Here is a 16,495-nt window from a genome sequence, read left to right on the forward strand (position 1 = left end):
GATACCCCCGACGGTTCGCCCATGCGCGCCTCAGGTCAGGCTGGGGCCCGCCTTGACGATCGCCTCGTTGACACCCTCGAACTTCTTGAAGTTGTAGACGAACTTGGCGGCCAGTTCCTGGCACTTGCGGTCGTAGGCGGTCTTGTCCTGCCAGGTCTCGCGCGGGTCGAGCAGGCGGGAGTCGACACCCGGCACGGCGGTGGGCACCGCCAGGTTCAGGCCCTCAACCTGGCGCGTCTCGACGTCGCGCAGCACGCCGGACTGGATGGCGCTGATGATGGCGCGGGTGGTGGGGATCGAGAAGCGCGCGCCGCCCTCCCCGTAGGCGCCACCGGTCCAACCGGTGTTGACCAGGTAGACCTGGGCATCCTTCTCGTCCACGCGCTTGACCAGCAGGTCGGCGTACTCGCGCGCCGGACGCGGGAAGAAGGGGGCGCCGAAGCAGGTGGAGAAGGTCGCCTCGAGGCCGGCGGAGGAGCCCACCTCGGTGGAACCCACCTTGGCCGTGTAGCCGGAGAGGAAGTGGTAGGCGGCAGCTTCCTTGGAGAGCACGGAGACCGGGGGCAGCACGCCGGACATGTCGCAGGTGAGGAAGACGATGGCATTGGGCTCGCCGGCGCGGTTCTCGGGCACGCGCTTCTCGACATGCTCCAGCGGGTAGGCGGCGCGGGAGTTCTGGGTCAGGCTGTCATCGGCGTAGTCCGGCTCGCGGCGGTCGTCGAGGACCACGTTCTCCAGCACGGTGCCGAACTTGATGGCCTGCCAGATGATCGGCTCGTTCTTCTCGGAGAGGTCGATGCACTTGGCGTAGCAGCCGCCCTCGATGTTGAAGACGGTGCCCGGCCCCCAGCCATGCTCGTCGTCACCGATCAGGTAGCGGGCCGGGTCGGCGGAGAGGGTGGTCTTGCCGGTGCCGGAGAGGCCGAAGAAGAGCGTGGTCTCGCCGTCCTCGCCGACATTGGCGGAGCAGTGCATGGGCAGCACATTGGCGTCCGGCAGCAGGAAGTTCTGCACCGAGAACATCGCTTTCTTCATCTCGCCGGCATAGCGCATGCCGGCGATCAGCACCTTCTTCTGGGCGAAGTTGAGGATCACGCAGCCGTCGGAGTTGGTGCCGTCGCGGGCCGGGTCGCACTCGAAGAAGGGGGCGTTGAGGATGGTCCACTCCTCCTTCACGGAGGGGTTGTAGGCCTCGGGACGCACGAACATGGTGCGGCCGAAGAGATTGTGCCAGGCGGTCTCGGTGGTGACGCGCACCGGCAGGTAGTGGACCGGGTCACTGCCCACGTGGAGCTCGGACACATAGTGCTCGCCGCCGGCCAGGTAGGCATCGACGCGGTCCCAGAGGGCATCGAACTTCTCGGCGTCGAACGGGCGGTTGACGCTGCCCCAGTCGATCCGGCCGCTGGTGCTCGCCTCGTCGACGATGAAGCGATCCTTGGGGGAACGGCCGGTGCGCTCGCCGGTGTTCACCACCAGGGCGCCGTTGGCGGCCAGGCGCCCTTCCCCGTTGGCCACTGCCCGCTCGATCAGCTCGGCGCTGCAGAGGTTGACGTGGGAAATGGCGGTTTGCTGGGGGGCGGCTTGAGTCGTGGTCATGTCGTGTCCTGGGCCTTGCGGCCGCTTCTCTCTCGTGTGCCGGGCGTCGGTGACGCAACGTGGGTCATGCCATGATCGCCGTGCGCGGGTCATTGCCGTCTTGTGCTGGGCGATCGACCGGAAAAAACGGCGCCATTATGGCAAAAACCCGGCCGGCGGGAAACGCCGTTCTTGGGCGAAGTTCATGTAGTTTTACTACTACATCGGCGCCGTTCACTACCGCTCACCCGAAGACGCATGCTGCAATGCAGCGCCGGGGCATGACGCGTCTCAGTGCAGGGTCGGCGTCTTCCCCTCGGGGCCGTCGAGCATCGCCTCGACCTCGGACACCGGGAAGTGGTAGCGGGTATGGCAGAAGTGGCACTGGGTATCGATGCCCCCCTGTTCGGCCAGCACCTCACGGAGTTCCTGCGCACCCAGGGTCATCAGCGCCGAGGCGATGCGCTCGCGGGAGCAGGTGCAGCCGAAGCGCAGCGCCTTGGGGTCGAAGACCCGCACCGTCTCCTCGTGGTAGAGCCGGCGCAGCACCTCGAGCGGCTCGAGGCCGAGCAGCTCCTCATCCTTGACGGTGTCGGCCAGGTGCACGGTGCGCTCCCAGGCGTCCACGTCCTGGTTCTGCGACTCGTCGGGCATGCGCTGCAGCAGCAGGCCACCGGCCCGTCGGCCATCGGCGGCCAGCCACAGCCGCGTCGGCAGCTGCTCGGACTGGGCGAAGTAGGCGGCGAGGCAGCCGGCCAGGCTGTCGTGCTCGAGGGCCACGACGCCCTGATAGCGGTGGCCGTCGGTGGGGTCCAGGGTGATCATGATCTGCCCTTCCCCCACCAGCTCACGGAAGTCGGCATCGTCGCCGGGAATCGCCGCGTCCTCGGCCAGGCGGGCAATGGCGCGCAGCTCGCCGCCGGGGTTGGATTCGGCCATCAGCAGGGCGAGCGCGCCCTGGCCGCGCACCTCGATGCTCAGGGTGCCGTCGAGCTTGACGGTATCGGTGAGCAGCGCCACCGCGGCGAGCAGCTCGCCGAGCAGGTGGTTCACCGCCGGCGGGTAGTCGTGGCGCTCGAGCACCTCGCCGTAGGCGCGCTCGAGGGTGACGATCTCGCCACGCACGTTGGTGTTGTCGAAGAGGAAACGCTGGATCTGGTCGGTCATGGGGCTCTCTGTCTAGTCATCCTGCTGGCGCTGGAAGCGTTGGATCTCCCGGCGCTGCTTCTTGTCGGGGCGCTTGAGCGGGTGCTGCATGACCTGGTTGGTGAGGCGCCGGGCCTCGGCCTCGCGCTCGCGGCGCGCGACGCTCTCCTCGGTCTCGCGGTAGAGCGCCCGGGCCTCGGGGGCACCGCGGCGCTGGTCGGAGAGCGCCAGCACCTCCACCTCCAGGATGTCCCAGCCCTGGGGTACCCGGATCAGGGCGCCGACCTCGACCGCCTTGCTGGTCTTGGCCCGCGCGCCCTCGTAGTGGACCTTGCCGCCCTCGATGGCCTTCTTGGCCAGGGCACGGGTCTTGAAGAAGCGCGCCGCCCACAGCCACTTGTCGAGCCTGACGCTATCCATGGCCACCTCCCTCGCCCCCCGCGGGCGGCAGGTTGTCGGGCAGGATGCTGGCGAAGCGGTCCAGGGCGATGAACTCCTCGAGCTCCCGCTCCGGCCGGCGACTGTCAGGCTGCTTGATGCCCAGCAGGTGGCGGATGCCGAACTCCCGGGCACTCTCCAGCACCGAGGCGTTGTCATCGATGAACAGGGTCCGCTGCGGGTCGAAGGGCTCGACCTCCTGCAGGGCGAACCAGAAGGCCTGCTCCTCCTTGGGAACCCCGAGGTCCTCCGAGGAGACGATGGCATCCAGGTACTCCTCCAGCCCGGTCAGCGGCAGCTTGAGCGTGAGGCTCGCCCGGTCGGCATTGGTGGCCAGCACTACCCGCGGGTGGGCCGCCTTCAGCCAGCGGAGGAAGTCCAGGGCGTCGCTGCGCAGGCCGATCAGGTGCTGCACCTCCCGCTTGAGCGCCACCACGTCGACCCCCAGCTCGCGGCTCCAGTAGGCCAGGCTGTACCAGTTGAGGGTGCCCTGCTCACGGATGATCCGTGCGCGCAGCTCCTCCTGGGTCGCCTCGTCGAGGCGGTGCAGCTCCACGTAGCGCCGCGGCAGGTGCTCGAGCCAGAAGTGGCTGTCGAAATGCAGGTCCAGCAGGGTGCCGTCCATGTCCAGCAGGACGGTATCGATGGCGCGCCAGTCGATCATCGCTACTCCGGGGGTGAGTCGAGGGCCGTTGGGACGTAGTATTGTATCGAATCGCCATCCGGGGCGCACAGCGCCTGCCTGGCATCCCCCACATGCCCCTTTCGCACGCCCCTGTCGCTCTCCAACAAGGAAGTCCGCCCATGTCCGACCCGCACGACGCCTCCCGGCCCTGGCCCGTCAAGCCGCACATCCTCGACCGGCGCAGCGTGGCGAGAAGCCGCCTCTTCCACGTCGAGGAGCTGGACCTGCGCTTCTCCAACGGCGCCGAGCGCACCTTCGAGCGGCTCACCGGCACCGGCCAGGGCATCGGCGCGGTGATGATCGTGGCCATGCCCGACCCGGAGCACGTGCTGCTCATCCGCGAATATGCCGCCGGCTTCGAGGACTACGTGCTGACCCTGCCCAAGGGGCTCGTGGACCCCGGCGAGGACATCGTCACCGCGGCCAATCGCGAGCTGATGGAGGAGTGCGGCTTCGGCGCCAACCGCATCGAGCCCCTGGTGGAGCTGTCGCTGGCCCCCAACTACATGCGCCACCGCATGCAGGTGCTGCTGGCCAGCGACCTCTACCCCAGGCGCCTGCCCGGCGACGAGCCGGAGCCACTGATCGTGGAGACCCACGCCATCGACGAGCTCTCGGCCCTGCTGGCCCGGGAGGACTTCCACGAGGCCCGCGCCATCGCCGCGCTGTTCATCGCCCGGGACAAGCTGCGCAGCGAGGCACCGGTGGATGCCGGGCTCTGGTGAGCCCTCTAGCGTGAGTGCAGCCGACGCAGTGCGCTCTTGCCGTCCTTGAGCTTCACCCAGCGGCCCTGGCGGTAGCTGTCGAGCCCGGTCTCCAGCAGGGTCATCACGTCCAGCGCCGACTCGCTGGTCACCGGCGGCGGCGTGCCCTCGAGAAGGGTCCGCGCGATCCCGGCATAGAAGGCGGGGTAGTCCCCCGGCACGACCGGTGCCTCGCGGCTCGCCAGGGAGGTCGATTCGCCCTCCCCCTCGTCGAGGGTCAGGGTACCGGGCGAGGGATCCACCCCCCAGCCCGGTGACGGGGCCTGCCCCGCCTTGAGCCAGGCTTCCTGGGGGTCGAGCCCGTACTTCACGAAGCTGCCCCGGGTGCCGTGGACCCGGAAGCGCGGGGTCGGCTCGGCCACCAGGGAACTGGCCTGCAGGCTCACCCGCAGGTGGTCGTACTCCAGCAGCGCCAGGAAGTCGTCGTCCACCTCGGCCCCCTCGCGAGAGGTGGCCAGCTCCAGCAGGATCGCCTTGGGCATGCCGAACAGCTGCCGGGCCTGGTCGAGCAGGTGCGGGCCGAGGTCGTACCAGATGCCCCCGCCCGGCTTGTGGTGGTCGCGCCAGCGGTCGGTGACCCGCGGGCGGAAGCGGTCGAAGCGCGACTCCAGCGCCACCACCCGCCCCAGGGTCCCCTCGTCGAGCAGCGCCTTGAGGGTCAGGAAGTCGCTGTCCCAGCGGCGGTTGTGGAAGACGCTCAACAGGCGCCCGGCACCATCGGCCTGGGCCTTGAGCAGGCGGGCCTCGGAGGCGCTGACGCTGAAGGGCTTGTCGATCACCACGTGCTTGCCCGCCGCCAGCGCCGCCTTGGCCAGCGGGAAGTGGGTGTCGTTGGGGGTGGCGATCACCACCAGGTCGATGTCGCGTCGGGCAAACAGCTGCGCCGCCTTGGGCAGCACCTCGACCTCGGTGAAGTCGGCCTGGACGCGCTCGGCATCGCCGCTGACCACGGCCGTCAGCTCCAGGCCGGGGGCGGCCTGGATCAGCGGGGCGTGGAAGGTGCGCCCGGCCATGCCGTAGCCGACCAGGCCGACGTTGAGGGTCTGTGTCTTCATCGTGCGGGCTTCCCTGCAGGGGTCATGGGGCCCGGCCCTCGGCAAAGGCTCGCATGGCCTGGCGTCCGGCCGGGTCTCGGGCTCAGTCGAGCCGGGTCAGGTCGCGCACCGCGCCCTTGTCGGCGGAGGTCGCCAGCAGCGCATAGGCCTTGAGCGCCGCCGAGACCTTGCGGTCGCGGGTGATGCTCGGTTTCCAGGCCTTTGCGCCCTTCGCCTCCTCCGCCTCGCGACGGCGGGCGAGCTCCTCGTCGGGGAGCTTCACGTCGATGCGCCGATTGGGGATGTCGATGCGGATGAGATCGCCGCTCTCCACCAGGCCGATGGCGCCACCGGCGGCGGCCTCCGGCGAGGCGTGGCCGATGGAGAGCCCCGAGGTCCCGCCGGAGAAGCGCCCGTCGGTGAGCAGCGCACACGCCTTGCCCAGCCCCTTGGACTTGAGGTAGCTGGTCGGGTAGAGCATCTCCTGCATGCCGGGACCGCCGCGCGGGCCCTCGTAGCGGATGACGACCACCTCGCCCTCCTTCACCTGGCCACCGAGGATATGCTCCACCGCCTGGTCCTGGGACTCCACCACATGGGCCGGTCCCTCGAAGACCAGGATCGAGTCATCGACGCCGGCGGTCTTCACCACGCAGCCATCCTCGGCGATGTTGCCCTTGAGCACCGCCAGCCCCCCCTCGAGGGAGAAGGCATGTTCCAGGTCACGGATGCAGCCGCCGGCCCGGTCGCCATCGAGGCTCGGCCAGCGCGCGGCCTGGGAGAAGGCCTCCTGGGTGGGGATGCCGCCGGGGCCGGCCTTGTAGAATTCCACCACCTCCGGGCTCGGCGAGCGCATGATGTCCCACTCGTCCAGGGCCACCTTGAGAGAGTCACCGTAGACGGTGGGCACCCGAGTATCCAGCACCCCGGCACGGTCCAGCTCGCCGAGGATCGCCATGATGCCGCCGGCGCGGTGGCAGTCCTCGATATGGTACTGCTGGGTGTTGGGTGCCAGCTTGCAGAGCTGCGGCACCTCCCGGGAGAGGCGGTCGATGTCGGCCATGGTGAAGTCCACCTCGCCCTCCTGGGCGGCGGCCAGCAGGTGCAGGATGGTGTTGGTGGAGCCGCCCATGGCGATGTCCAGGGTCATGGCGTTCCTGAAGGCCGCCTTCGAGCCGATGGCCCGCGGCAGCAGGTGCGCCTCGTTGCCCTCGTAGACCCGCTTGGCCAGTTCGACGATGCGGCTTCCCGCCTCCTCGAACAGCCGGCGGCGGTCGGCGTGGGTGGCCAGCACCGTGCCGTTGCCCGGCAGCGCCAGGCCCAGGGCCTCCATCAGGCAGTTCATGGAGTTGGCGGTGAACATGCCCGAGCAGCTGCCGCAGGTCGGGCAGGCGCTGCGCTCGATCTCCTCGATCTCCTCGTCGCTGTAGCGGTCGTCGGCGGCGGAGATCATCGCATCGATCAGGTCGATGCCGTGGTCGAGCAGCTTGGTCTTGCCCGCCTCCATGGGGCCGCCGGAGACGAAGATCACCGGGATATTGAGGCGCATGGCGGCGTTGAGCATCCCGGGGGTGATCTTGTCGCAGTTGGAGATGCACACCAGGGCATCGGCGCAGTGGGCGTTGACCATGTACTCGACGCTGTCGGCGATCAGGTCGCGGCTCGGCAGCGAGTAGAGCATGCCGTCGTGGCCCATGGCGATGCCGTCGTCCACGGCGATGGTGTTGAACTCCTTGGCCACCCCGCCCGCCTTTTCGATCTCGCGGGCCACCAGCTGTCCCATGTCCTTCAGGTGGACGTGACCCGGCACGAACTGGGTGAAGGAGTTGGCCACCGCGATGATCGGCTTGTGGAAGTCGTCGTCCTTCATGCCGGTGGCACGCCACAGGGCGCGGGCGCCGGCCATGTTGCGGCCGGCGGTGGTGGTGCGGGAACGATACTCGGGCATGGTGTCCTCTTCTTCATGCATGCCGCCCTTCTCCTCCTCGATCGATCGAGAAGACTGAGGCGATTCTGGTGTCCAGTATGAGCGATTCTGTCACGCGGCCGGCCGTCAGGCCAGCCGCTCAGCCACGGGGCGCAGCCGGCCGCCCTCCAGCCGGCAGCGCCGGTCGGCCAGCGCCTCGATGTCGTCGCGGTCGTGGCTGACCAGCACCACCGCCGCCCCCGCCGCCTTCTGGCGACGCACCAGGGCCCAGAGCCCGTCGCGGGTCGTCTCGTCCAGGCCGGAGAAGGGCTCGTCGAGCAGCAGGACCCGGGAGCCGCGCAGCAGGGCGCGCAGCAGCGCCACCCGCTGGCGCTGGCCGCCGGAGAGCTCTCCGGGCAGGCGGTCGTGCAGCCCCTCGAGCCCCACCTCGGCCAGTCCCGCACGGATCCGGGCCTGCTGCTCGCGGGTGAGCTTCATGTCCGGCGCCAGCCCCAGGCCCACGTTGAGCCAGACCGGCAGCTGGTCGAAGAGGTTGTGCTCCTGGAAGACGGTGGTGATCCCACGCTCCCAGGGCGGCAGCGCCAAGAGGTCCTGCCCCTGCCAGGCGAGCGTGCCGCCGGCCGGCTCCAGGAACCCCGCCAGCAGCCCCAGCAGGGTGCTCTTGCCGGACCCCGACGGTCCCTCCACCGACAGGCACTCGCCCGGGGCGAGCCGGAAGCTGAAGTGGAAGTCCGGCGTCTCGCCGGGCTCAAAGCGGTCGTAGTGGAAGCTCAGGTCACGACACTCGAGCATGGCGCTCCTCGCGGGTGTGGCGGTTCCAGGGGTAGCGGGGCGGACGACGGGTCAGCCACCCCAGCAGCACGAACACCAGCACCACCAGCACCAGCAGCACCAGCGCCGTGGCGGCGGCGCCCTGCCAGCGATAGCCGCCCAGCTGCTGGTAGAGCAGCATCGGCAGGGTCGGGGCCGAGGGGCTGCCGAACAGGGCGATGACGCTGAAGTCGCCCAGCGACAGGGTCATGGCGTAGGCCAGCGCCAGCGCCAGGGGACGGCGCAGCCGCGGCCAGACCAGCCAGCGCAGCCGGGCCCGTCCTCGGATGCCGAACTGGTCGGCCAGGCGCAGCTCGGGCGCCGAGAGCCCCGGCAGGGCCCCGCGCACCACCTGCATGGCGAAGGGCAGCGCCATGAAGGCATTGACCAGCACCACCAGGGCGTAGCCCTGCCAGCCGCTGCCCAGGGTCGGGCGCAGCAGCAGGAAGAGCCCGGTCCCCAGCACCAGGGAGGGAATCACCAGGATCAGCTGGCCGCCCCCCTCCATCAGCAGCGCCGCCCCGGCATGCCGGCGGGCCTTGAGCCAGCGGCTGCCCACCAGCAGGGCCACCGCCAGTGACAGGGCCCCGGCCCCCGCGCCCAGGGCCATCACCAGGCTGCGCGCCGCCGCCGGCCACAGGCTCGCGCTGCGCGGCAGCTCGGGCAGCCCGGTGAGCCCCGCCAGCACCACCGCGGCGAGCGGCGGCAGCAGCAGCGCCGCCAGGGCGGTGAGCCAGAGCGCATCGGTGAGCCGCGAGACGCCGACGCCATCGCGCCGGTGCCAGCGCCCGCCGGCCGGCAGGGCGGCGCTGCCGACCACCAGCGAGGGCGCCCCGCCCCGGGAGAGGGCCAGCAGCCACAGCGACAGGCAGATGACCAGCTGGGTCAGGGCCAGCAGGGCCGCCAGGGCCAGGTCGTGATCGAACTTGAGTGCCTGGTAGAGCGCCACCTCCAGGGTCGAGGAGCGCGGCCCGCCGCCCAGGGTCATGACGATGGCGAAGCTGGTGAAGCAGAGGGTGAAGACCAGCGCGGCCAGGCGCGGCAGCAGCGGCGCAAGGCGCGGCCACTCCAGGGTGCGCCAGAGGGTCGCCCGCGTCAGCCCCAGCTGGGAGGCCAGCCGCCAGTGCGCCGCGGGCGCCGTCTCCAGGGCCTGCAGCATCAGCCGGGCCGAGAGCGGCAGATTATAGAAGACATGGGCCAGCACGATGCCGGAGAGCCCGTAGAGGTACCCCGACTCCGCGCCGGTCAGCCACTCCCAGAGCGGCGCCGCCCAGCCCCGCCGGCCATGCACCGCCACCAGGCCGAACAGGCCGATCAGCGTGGGCAACACCAGCGAGAGCTCCATGGCGCGCAGCAGCAGGCCACGCCCCGGGAAGCGCGGACGCCGCGCCAGGGCCAGGGCCACCGGCACGGCGAGCCCCACCGCCAGCAGGGTCGAGAGGGTCGCCTGCCAGAGGGTGAAGCGCAGCACGGCGGCCAGCCAAGGCTCCTGCCAGAGCGCGGCCGGGTGCAGGCCGCGGGCCTGCCACAGCAACGCTCCGAGGCTGCCGAGCCCCAGCCCCGCCACCGCCGTCAGGGCGGTGAGGCCGAGCCCCGGCGGCCAGCGCGACAGCGTGGCCCAGCGTGGGGCCGTCGACACCACGCTCAGCGCACGCTGGCGTTGAGCCACTCGCGGATCCAGGCGCGACGGTTCTCGCGCACCTCCTCGGGGGTGAAGGTCAGGCTCCGGGGCTGGATCAGCCGCTCGAACACCTCGGGCAGCTCGTCACCCAGGTCGATGGCCGGGTTCATGACGTTGCCCAGCGGGATATGGCGCTGGAAGTCCGGCGTCAGCATGAAGGCCAGGAAGTCGCGGGCCAGCGCCGGCTGCTCGGTATTCGCCAGCATGGCGGCGGTCTCCACCTGCAGGTAGTGGCCCTCCTCGAACTCGGCGGCCTGGTAGCGGTCGGTCCCTTCCACCGCCATGTGGTAGGCCGGCGAGGTGGCGTAGGAGAGCACCATGGGCGCCTCGCCGTTCATGAACAGCGAGAAGTAGGCCTGGCTCCAGCCGTTGGTGACGGTCAGCACCCGCTCGTTGAGCCGCGCCCAGACCTCCGGGGCCTGATCGCCATGGACGTGCCGGATCCACAGCAGCAGGCCCTGGCCGGTGACGCTGGTGCGCGGGTCCTGGAGGATGACCTTGACGTCGTCCGGTGTTTCGAGCAGTTCGCGGAAGCTGCCCGGGGGGGCACTGAGCTGCTCGCTGTCGTAGACGAAGGCGAAGTGGCCCCAGTCGTAGGGCAGGAAGGTGTCATCGGCCCAGTCGACGGGCAGCGCCAGCGGCGCGGTGTCGACCCGGTGGGGGGCCAGCAGCTCCAGCTCGCGGGCCTCGGCCATCAGGCTCATGTCCAGGCCCAGCACCAGGTCCGCCGCGGTGCCCTCCCCCTCCAGGCGCAGGCGCTGGAGGATGTCGACGCCACCATCGAGGGCCACGAAGCGCAGGTTGCAGTCGCCGCAGCGCTCCTCGAAGGCGGCCTCGATGCCGGGGCCCGGTCCCCACTCGGAGACGAAGGAGTCGTAGGTGTAGACGGTAAGCGTTCGCTCGGCGGCGGATGCGCTACCCACCGCGACCAGGGTCAGGATAAGGGCTGCCGGTCTTTTCATGGGAGGTCCCCTTGTCATGGATAACCCCGGCATCGGTTCGGCACCGACCCGGGGTTGTCTTGCCGCTGGCAGATTCCCTTGGGGTCAGACCCCGGCCAGGCCGGCAAAGCCTATCAAGTTGCTCCATTCCAGCGGTAATACCCTCCGCCGGGGTCTGACCCCTGGATGGTGCACGCCACCGGTCAGCCGAACACCACCCTGGCCACGTCCCGGTAGCGGCCGGCGAAGTGCACCGTCATGCCCTCCTTGAGGTAGTCGGGCAGCTCGTCGTAGTCGCGCCGGTTGGCCTCGGGGAGGATCAGCTCGAAGATCTCGCTGCGCCGGGCGGCGATCACCTTCTCGCGGATGCCGCCCACCGGCAGCACCTGGCCGGTCAGGGTCAGCTCGCCGGTCATCGCCAGCGGACGGTCGATGGAGCGGTGCCGGGCCAGCGAGAGCAGCGCGGTGGCCATGGTGACCCCGGCGGAGGGGCCATCCTTGGGCGTGGCCCCCTCCGGCACGTGCAGGTGCACGAAGGCCGAGTCGAAGAAGTCCGCATCGGCGCCGTACTCGCCCAGGTGGCCGAGCACGTAGCTGTAGGCGATGTTGGCCGACTCCTTCATCACGTCGCCAAGCTGGCCGGTGAGCTTGAAGCCGCGGTCCAGGGCGTGCACCTTGCCGGCCTCGACGGAGAGCGTGGCGCCGCCCATGGCGGTCCAGGCCAGGCCGGTGACCACCCCCTCGCCCTTCATCACCTGCTCCTTGCGGAAGATCGGCGGCCCCAGGTACTCCTCGAGGTTGTTCACCGAGACCCGAACCGACTGCTGGTCGTTCTCCAGCAGCTTCACCGCCGCCTTGCGCACGATGCGGTGCAGCTGCTTCTCGAGCTGGCGCACCCCCGCCTCGCGGGCGTAGCCCTCGATCACCTGGCGCAGCGCCGCCTCGGTGAGGTTGATGCGCTTCTTGGGCATGCGGTCGCGCTTGAGCAGCTTGGGCCACAGGTGGTGCTTGGCGATGGCCACCTTCTCCTCGGCGATGTAGCCGGAGAGGCGGATCTGCTCCATACGGTCGAGCAGCGCCGGGGGGATCGAATCCAGGGTGTTGGCGGTGCATACGAAGAGCACCTTGGAGAGGTCCAGGCGCACGTCGAGGTAGTGGTCGAGGAAGTCGACGTTCTGCTCCGGGTCCAGCACCTCGAGCAGCGCCGAGGCAGGATCGCCCTGGAAGGACTGCCCCATCTTGTCGATCTCGTCGAGCATGATCACCGGGTTCTCGACCTCGACCTCCTTGAGGGCCTGGGCGAGCTTGCCGGGCATGGCCCCGATGTAGGTGCGGCGATGCCCCTTGATTTCGGCCTCGTCGCGCATGCCGCCCACCGAGAAGCGATAGAACTCGCGGCCCAGGGCGTCGGCGATGGAGCGCCCCACCGAGGTCTTGCCGACCCCGGGGGGACCGACCAGCAGCAGGATGGAGCCCCCCACGTCGCCCTTGAAGGTGCCCTCGGCGAGGAACTCGACGATGCGCTCCTTGACGTCCTTGAGGCCGTCATGGTCGCGGTCGAGCACCATTCGTGCATGGGCCAGGTCGAGGTGGTCCTGGCTGCGCACCCCCCAGGGCATGGCGGTGAGCCAGTCCAGGTAGTTGCGGGTGGTGCCGTATTCCGGCGAGCCGGTCTCCAGCACCGAGAGCTTGTCGAGCTCGTCGTCGATGCGCTCCATGACCCGCTCCGGCACCACGCGCCCCTCGAGGCGGGCGCGGAAGGTGTCGACATCGTTCTCGCGGTCGTCCTTGGAGATGCCCAGCTCGCGCTGGATCACCTTGAGCTGCTCGCGCAGGAAGAACTCCCGCTGGCGCTCCTGCATCTGGGCATTGACCTGGTCGCTGATCTCGCTCTGCAGCTGGGCGACCTCGATCTCCTTGCGCAGCAGGGGCAGTACCTTCTGCATGCGGGCCATCACCGGCAGGGTCTCCAGCACGTCCTGCAGCTCGGGGCCCTTGGCCGAGGTGATGGCCGCGGCGAAGTCGGTCAGCGGGCCGGGCTCGTGGGGGCTGAAGCGGTTCAGGTAGTGCTTGAGCTCCTCGCCGTAGAGCGGGTTGATCGGCAGCAGCTCCTTGATGCCGTTGATCAGCGCCATGGCATAGGCACGGGTCTCGTCCTCCTCGACATCCACCGGCTCGCGGGGATAGCTCACCTCCACCAGGTAGGGCGGCGTGCGGGAGAGCCAGCGCTGGATGCGGAAGCGGCGCACGCCCTGGGCGATGAACTGGATCTGCTGCTCCTCGCCCTGCAGCTTGTGCACCTTGACCGCGGTGCCGATCTCGGGGAAGTCCTCGTCGCCGAGCTCCTCGACCCCGGTCTCGCCGACGAAGGCCAGGCCCACGGTATGGTGCGGCGTGTTGCCGACGCGGCGGATGGTCTCCTCCCAGCGCTCGCGGTTGACCACCAGCGGCTGGACCTGGGCGGGAAAGAAGGGCCGGTTGTGGATCGGCAGCAGGTAGATGCGCTCGGGCAGCGAGTCGCTGGCGGGCACCACCGCGTGGTGGCCCTCCTCGCCTGGCCGCTCGTCGTAGGAGGCGTCGTCGCTGTTGGCCTGGATCCAGTCCAGGCCATCCTGCGCTTCATGGTCGTCGCTCATGCGTTCCTCGTCCTGGATCGTCGGGATGGGTTCCCGGGGCTGCCCTCAGGAATGCGGGCACCGGCGCCGGACTTCAAGTCACTGCAGTCGCTCGAGGGCCGGTGGCAGCGGACGGCCATTGATCCGCACCCGGCCACGTACCACATCGATCTCCAGGTCCTGGGTATCCAGCGGCAGGCCGAGCCACAGGGCCACCACCTTGGGCACCTGGTGCCAGGTGAGGTCACCGTAGAGCCGCGTCCGCCAGCGGGCCTGCTCGCGGGCCTGTTCATCGGGATCACCGAGTGCGGCCAGGCTCAGCTCCTCGAGCCGGCGCGAATCGAAGAACAGCGCCCCGTCGCCCCGCGCGTCCAGCCCCAGCATCGGGCTGTCCAGGGCGATGGCATGGATGTCCAGGCGTGGCGAATCCTGGAGCATGGCCAGCAGCGGCGGCTCCAGGCGTGCGAGCAGTTCGCGGCCGTCCTGGGCGGCATCGCCTCGGGCCGCCTCGTCGCGCAGCACCGCCAGCACGCTGCGCAGGGCGTCGGCGTTGACCCGCGAGAGCTCCAGGGCGACGCGACCGGCGAGCAGCACCTGCTCCGCCGTCACCAGTCGGTCCAGGGTCAGCTCGCTCTCGACGCGCAGTTCCTGCTCGTCGAGGACCGTGCGGCTGTGCAGGACCAGCCCATGGGCATCCAGCTCGAGGTCCGGCTGATGCCAGGACAGTCGCTCCACCTTGAGCAGGTCCTGCTGGCTGAAGTGGTAGGCGCCCTCGGTATAGGCATAGCGGCTCTCCAGGGTGGTCGGCCCCGCTTCCAGGGTGACCGGGCCATCGCTGAGCCGCCAGGGCGCAAGCCTGGCCTGCAGCCGCCAGTCGCCGTAGACGCCGCCGAAGGTGATCCGCCCGCCGCGGAAGTCGAGCTCGCGCCCCGCCTGGCTGACGATGAAGGGCGCCAGCTCGAGGTGCCCCTCCAGGGTGGCGCCGAGGGTGCGATAGCGGGCCTGCCAGGTGGGCGGGGTCGAGGGAAGCGCGTCGCCGAACAGGCGCTGGTCGCGGGGGCCGAAATGCGGCCTCAGTTCGCCGTCGATGCGGGTGCTGATTACCCCGTGACGCGCCACGTAGGGCAGCTCCAGGTGCCAGGCCTGCCCGAAGCGGGGGGTCAGGTGGAGGGTGCCGCGGGACTCGAGCCAGCCGCGTTCGACGTCGCTGCGCTTCACCGCGAGCTCCCCACGGGCGGCGAGGTCATCCAGGGCCCGGGCGAGTTCGCGCTCGAAGAGCACGCCGGAGAGGTACTGGGCGATGCCCCAGAGCAGCGCCAGCCCCACCACCAGGGGGACGATCAATCGTTCCTTGCGCATCATGGCATTCCTTACCCGCGCCTTGTCCGAACCACCCCTGTGTCGCCGGGACGCTGGAGAACTTTCAGTGCCGCCGGATCAGTGGAGCCAGAACCACAGGTGCATGGTACTCCATGCATAGGCGGCGGCGAGGACATCGTCGATCATGATGCCGAAGCCGCCGGCCACCCGCCGGTCCGCCCAGCGGATCGGCCAGGGCTTGAAGACATCGAAGATGCGGAAGACCACGAACCCCCAGAGGGCGGCCTCCCAGGAGAAGGGCACCGCCGCCATGGTCAGCCAGTAGCCGACGAACTCGTCCCAGACGATGCCCGAGTGGTCGTGGACCCCCAGGTCGTGGGAGGTCTTGTCGCACAGCCAGATGCCCCAGAAGAAGGTCACCGCCACCAGGCCCAGGTACCAGCCCAGCGGCAACTCGGACATCAGCCAGTAGAAGGGAATCGCGGCCAGGGTCCCGAAGGTGCCGGGCGCGAAGGGCACGGTGCCACTGCCCAGCCCGAAGGCCAGGAAGTGCACGGGGCGTCGCCAGACGCTGGCGGGGGCCTGGTTCATGGGGCACCCTCTCCCGGGAAGTGCTGCCAGCCCCGCTCGCCGGTGACCGTCACCCCCCGCAGACCGGGCCGGTCGCTGACGCGACCGATCACCGTCAGGGGCAGGTCCAGGGCGGCCAGCCGGGCGCGGGCCTCGTCGAGCTGTTCGGGGGGCAGGCCGAGCAGCAGCTCGTAGTCGTCGCCGCCATGGAGCCCCGCCTGCCGGGCCTCCTCCTCGCCCAGCGCCGCCACCAGGCCCTCGGCCAGGGGCAGGGTCTCGGGCGTGAGCTCGGCCCCGACGCCCGAGGCCTCGAGGACATGCCCGAGGTCGGCCAGCAGGCCGTCGGAGATGTCGATGGCGGCGCTGGCCAGGCCGCGCAGGGCCAGGCCCGCCTCGAGGCGCGGCAGCGGATGGAGGTAGCGCCTGAGCAGCGGATGGCCGGCATCCCGCTCGCCGCGGCGCCACAGCGCCAGCCCCCCGGCCCCGCCCCCCAGCGCACCGGTGACCGCCAGCAGGTCGCCCGGCCGGGCCCCGCTGCGGGTCAGCGCCTGCTCGGCGGGCACCTCGCCCATCACCGTCACGCCGATGGAAAGCGTCCCGCGGGTCACGTCACCGCCCACCAGGGCCGTGCCGGTGGCGTCGCAGAGGGCATGGAAGCCGCCGGCGAAGTCCGCCAGCCAGGCATCGTCATCGGCCGCCGGCAGGGTCAGCGACATCAGGCACCAGCGGGCACCGGCGCCCATGGCGGCGAGGTCGGAGAGGCTGACCGCCAGCGCCCGGTGGCCGACCGCCACGGCCGGGGCATCCTCGGGAAAGTGGATGCCGGCCACCGAGGTATCGACGCTGACCGCGAGCCGCTGACCCGGCGTCGGGGCGAGCAGGGTGCAGTCGTCCCCCACGCCCAGGGTCACGCCGGCCTCCGCCCCCGGCGGGTCGGGCGTGAAGAAGCGGGTGATGAGCTCGAATTCGCTGTGCATCAGGGACTG

The 16,495-nt window shown here is 70.2% G+C and carries 14 protein-coding genes; 1 reads left to right on the top strand and 13 read right to left on the bottom strand.

The window, feature by feature from the left end; translation table 11 throughout:
- Positions 1-30: 30 nt before the first annotated feature.
- The 4 genes from SCI24_RS06275 to yrfG all read right to left on the bottom strand — a co-directional run bounded on the left by SCI24_RS06275 (position 31) and on the right by yrfG (position 3,826).
- A complete protein-coding gene (locus SCI24_RS06275) occupies positions 31-1,599 on the bottom strand; it encodes a phosphoenolpyruvate carboxykinase (protein ID WP_318724563.1) in 1,569 nt (522 codons plus the stop codon).
- Positions 1,600-1,869: 270 nt separating this feature from the next.
- A complete protein-coding gene (gene hslO / locus SCI24_RS06280) occupies positions 1,870-2,745 on the bottom strand; it encodes an Hsp33 family molecular chaperone HslO (protein ID WP_318724564.1) in 876 nt (291 codons plus the stop codon).
- 12 nt (positions 2,746-2,757) lie between these two features.
- Complete coding sequence (hslR, locus tag SCI24_RS06285; RefSeq protein ID WP_318724565.1) at positions 2,758-3,144, bottom strand: ribosome-associated heat shock protein Hsp15; 387 nt, start codon at positions 3,142-3,144, stop codon at positions 2,758-2,760.
- On the bottom strand, positions 3,137-3,826 hold the full coding sequence (gene yrfG, locus SCI24_RS06290) for a GMP/IMP nucleotidase (RefSeq protein WP_318724566.1): 690 nt from the start codon (positions 3,824-3,826) through the stop codon (positions 3,137-3,139). Before yrfG ends, hslR begins: the two co-directional genes overlap by 8 nt.
- 140 nt (positions 3,827-3,966) lie before the next feature.
- Here yrfG and nudE point away from each other — a divergent pair, with 140 nt between their 5' ends.
- Positions 3,967-4,572: an ADP compounds hydrolase NudE gene (gene nudE, locus SCI24_RS06295; protein ID WP_106229833.1), complete on the top strand. Its 606-nt coding sequence runs from the start codon at positions 3,967-3,969 to the stop codon at positions 4,570-4,572.
- A 5-nt stretch (positions 4,573-4,577) separates the two neighbouring features.
- Here nudE and SCI24_RS06300 read toward each other — a convergent pair whose 3' ends face one another.
- The 9 genes from SCI24_RS06300 to thiL form a co-directional block, all read right to left on the bottom strand.
- Positions 4,578-5,666, bottom strand: a complete 1,089-nt coding sequence (locus SCI24_RS06300; RefSeq protein ID WP_318724567.1) for an oxidoreductase — start codon at positions 5,664-5,666, stop codon at positions 4,578-4,580.
- Positions 5,667-5,748: 82 nt separating this feature from the next.
- The gene (ilvD, locus tag SCI24_RS06305; protein ID WP_318724594.1) at positions 5,749-7,593 is read right to left on the bottom strand and encodes a dihydroxy-acid dehydratase; all 1,845 of its coding nucleotides are present in this window, start codon (positions 7,591-7,593) and stop codon (positions 5,749-5,751) included.
- 105 nt (positions 7,594-7,698) lie between these two features.
- Positions 7,699-8,364, bottom strand: coding sequence for an ATP-binding cassette domain-containing protein (locus SCI24_RS06310; RefSeq protein ID WP_318724568.1), 666 nt, complete (start codon positions 8,362-8,364; stop codon positions 7,699-7,701).
- The gene (gene thiP, locus SCI24_RS06315; RefSeq protein WP_318724569.1) at positions 8,348-10,051 is read right to left on the bottom strand and encodes a thiamine/thiamine pyrophosphate ABC transporter permease; all 1,704 of its coding nucleotides are present in this window, start codon (positions 10,049-10,051) and stop codon (positions 8,348-8,350) included. The genes SCI24_RS06310 and thiP overlap by 17 nt, the downstream gene beginning before the upstream one ends.
- A complete protein-coding gene (gene thiB, locus SCI24_RS06320; protein ID WP_318724570.1) occupies positions 10,027-11,025 on the bottom strand; it encodes a thiamine ABC transporter substrate binding subunit in 999 nt (332 codons plus the stop codon). Before thiB ends, thiP begins: the two co-directional genes overlap by 25 nt.
- A gap of 182 nt (positions 11,026-11,207) precedes the next feature.
- Positions 11,208-13,640: an endopeptidase La gene (lon, locus tag SCI24_RS06325; protein ID WP_318724571.1), complete on the bottom strand. Its 2,433-nt coding sequence runs from the start codon at positions 13,638-13,640 to the stop codon at positions 11,208-11,210.
- A gap of 78 nt (positions 13,641-13,718) precedes the next feature.
- On the bottom strand, positions 13,719-14,978 hold the full coding sequence (locus SCI24_RS06330) for a DUF945 family protein (RefSeq protein WP_318724573.1): 1,260 nt from the start codon (positions 14,976-14,978) through the stop codon (positions 13,719-13,721).
- A 78-nt stretch (positions 14,979-15,056) separates the two neighbouring features.
- Positions 15,057-15,530 (bottom strand): phosphatidylglycerophosphatase A, encoded by a 474-nt coding sequence (locus SCI24_RS06335; protein WP_106229826.1) that lies wholly within the window; start codon positions 15,528-15,530, stop codon positions 15,057-15,059.
- On the bottom strand, positions 15,527-16,486 hold the full coding sequence (gene thiL, locus SCI24_RS06340; protein WP_318724574.1) for a thiamine-phosphate kinase: 960 nt from the start codon (positions 16,484-16,486) through the stop codon (positions 15,527-15,529). Before thiL ends, SCI24_RS06335 begins: the two co-directional genes overlap by 4 nt.
- Positions 16,487-16,495 lie beyond the last annotated feature (9 nt).

This window comes from Halomonas sp. (assembly GCF_033549285.1).
Lineage (GTDB): Bacteria > Pseudomonadota > Gammaproteobacteria > Pseudomonadales > Halomonadaceae > Halomonas.